Annotated in this window: 2 protein-coding genes and 1 pseudogene; 2 read left to right on the top strand and 1 reads right to left on the bottom strand. The window is 48.2% G+C overall.

Annotation, left to right across the window (positions count from 1 at the left end):
• Positions 1–414: M48 metallopeptidase family protein (locus EA14781_RS21890; protein WP_042336299.1), on the bottom strand; the 414-nt coding region annotated here is incomplete at its 3' end.
• An 84-nt stretch (positions 415–498) separates the two neighbouring features.
• Here EA14781_RS21890 and rlmG point away from each other — a divergent pair.
• Together rlmG and EA14781_RS21900 are read left to right on the top strand one after the other, a co-directional pair.
• Complete coding sequence (gene rlmG / locus EA14781_RS21895; protein ID WP_000018669.1) at positions 499–1,635, top strand: 23S rRNA (guanine(1835)-N(2))-methyltransferase RlmG; 1,137 nt, start codon at positions 499–501, stop codon at positions 1,633–1,635.
• Between the two features lie 324 nt (positions 1,636–1,959).
• Positions 1,960–2,276: pseudogene (locus EA14781_RS21900) on the top strand (IS4 family transposase); the annotation flags it as partial.

Here is a 2,276-nt window from a genome sequence, read left to right on the forward strand (position 1 = left end):
CAACTGGTAGAACGCTTTGTTGTGCTCTTTCTCCTTCAGATGCGCCAGCTCGTGCACCACGATCATGCGCAAAAACGGTTCCGGCGCGTTGCGAAACACGGCCGCGACGCGAATCTCTGCTTTTGCTTTCAGCTTGCCGCCCTGCACACGCGAAACAGCGGTATGTAACCCGAGCGCGTTTTTCAGCACGTGGATCTTATTGTCATACATCACTTTATTGATCGGCGGGGCATTGCGCAGAAACTGATTTTTCAGATCCTGAGTGTATTGCCAGAGGGCTTTATCGGTGGCGTAGTCGTGTGTTCCCGGATAGCGTTTTGCCAGCACATCGCCCAGACGCTGTTCATTAATCAGCGTGCGCACCTGGGAAAGTAGCTGCTCGGGATAACCCTGAAGATAAGTAAGATTGCTCATAACCGCCCACGAAAAAGAGAAAAAGGGTATACTCACGCACCCTTTTCAGGGGCAACGTCGAAATTTTATCATTCAGGAGGGCCGATGAGCCACTTAGACAACGGTTTCCGTTCACTGACATTACAACGTTTTCCGGCGACGGATGACGTTAACCCGCTACAGGCATGGGAAGCGGCGGATGAATATTTGCTGCAACAGCTGGACGACACAGAAATCCGCGGCCCGGTGTTAATCCTGAATGATGCTTTTGGTGCGTTAAGTTGTGCGCTGGCAGAACATAAGCCATACAGCATTGGCGACTCATACATCAGCGAGCTAGCGACGCGCGAGAATTTGCGCCTCAACGGAATTGATGAATCGAGCGTGAAGTTTCTCGACAGCACCGCTGACTACCCGCAACAGCCGGGCGTAGTGCTGATCAAAGTGCCGAAAACGCTGGCATTGCTGGAACAACAACTGCGTGCGTTGCGCAAAGTGGTCACGCCGGATACACGTATTATTGCTGGTGCTAAAGCGCGTGACATTCACACATCCACGCTGGAACTGTTCGAAAAAGTGCTCGGCCCGACCACCACCACGCTGGCCTGGAAGAAAGCGCGCCTGATTAATTGTACTTTCAATGAACCGCCGCTGGCCGATGCGCCGCAGACCGTTAGCTGGAAGCTGGAAGGCACCGACTGGACTATCCATAATCATGCGAATGTCTTCTCCCGCACCGGGCTGGATATTGGTGCGCGCTTTTTTATGCAGCATCTGCCGGAAAATCTCGATGGTGAGATTGTTGATCTCGGCTGTGGTAACGGCGTTATTGGCCTGACGCTGCTTGATAAAAACCCGCAGGCGAAAGTGGTGTTTGTCGACGAATCGCCGATGGCGGTTGCTTCCAGCCGTTTGAACGTAGAAACCAACATGCCAGAGGCGTTGGATCGTTGCGAGTTTATGATCAACAATGCGCTCTCCGGCGTGGAGCCTTTCCGCTTTAATGCTGTGCTCTGCAACCCGCCGTTTCACCAGCAACATGCGCTGACCGATAACGTTGCCTGGGAGATGTTCCACCACGCCCGCCGCTGCCTGAAAATCAACGGCGAGCTGTATATCGTTGCCAACCGCCATCTGGATTACTTTCACAAACTGAAGAAGATTTTTGGCAATTGCACCACTATTGCCACGAATAATAAATTTGTGGTGCTGAAATCGGTGAAACTGGGGCGTCGTCGGTAAGATTTGTACGCAATGCCGGATTGCGGTTGAAATACCCGATCCGGTAATTGATTTTATCGTTAAGGAATAGTTCGTTATTTCTGATTTGTTATTTAAAATAATTTCAAATAAATAAGGTCCGTTTAAGGACTTTTTTGTTTACTTATTATTCTATATTCTTAACGATCTTAATTAGCGTAACATCGATAGGAATAATTATGGATAAATATACTTTGCTCTGATGAATCCCCTAATGATTTTGGTAAAAATCATTAAGTTAAGGTGGATACACATCTTGTCATATGATCAAATGGTTTCGCGAAAAATCAATAATCAGACAACAAGATGTGCGAACTCGATATTTTACACGACTCTCTTTACCAATTCTGCCCCGAATTACACTTAAAACGACTCAACAGCTTAACGTTGGCTTGCCACGCATTACTTGACTGTAAAACTCTCACTCTTACCGAACTTGGCCGTAACCTGCCAACCAAAGCGAGAACAAAACATAACATCAAACGAATCGACCGATTGTTAGGTAATCGTCACCTCCACAAAGAGCGACTCGCTGTATACCGTTGGCATGCTAGCTTTATCTGTTCGGGCAATACGATGCCCATTGTACTTGTTGACTGGTCTGATATTCGTGAGCAAAAACG

This window comes from Escherichia albertii NBRC 107761 = DSM 17582 (assembly GCF_000759775.1).
In the GTDB taxonomy this organism is placed as follows: domain Bacteria; phylum Pseudomonadota; class Gammaproteobacteria; order Enterobacterales; family Enterobacteriaceae; genus Escherichia; species Escherichia albertii.

What these genes read in the sequence shown, in the direction of transcription:
- rlmG (WP_000018669.1), top strand. Translation starts at nt 499, where the DNA reads ATGAGCCACTTAGACAACGGTTTCCGTTCACTGACATTACAACGTTTT.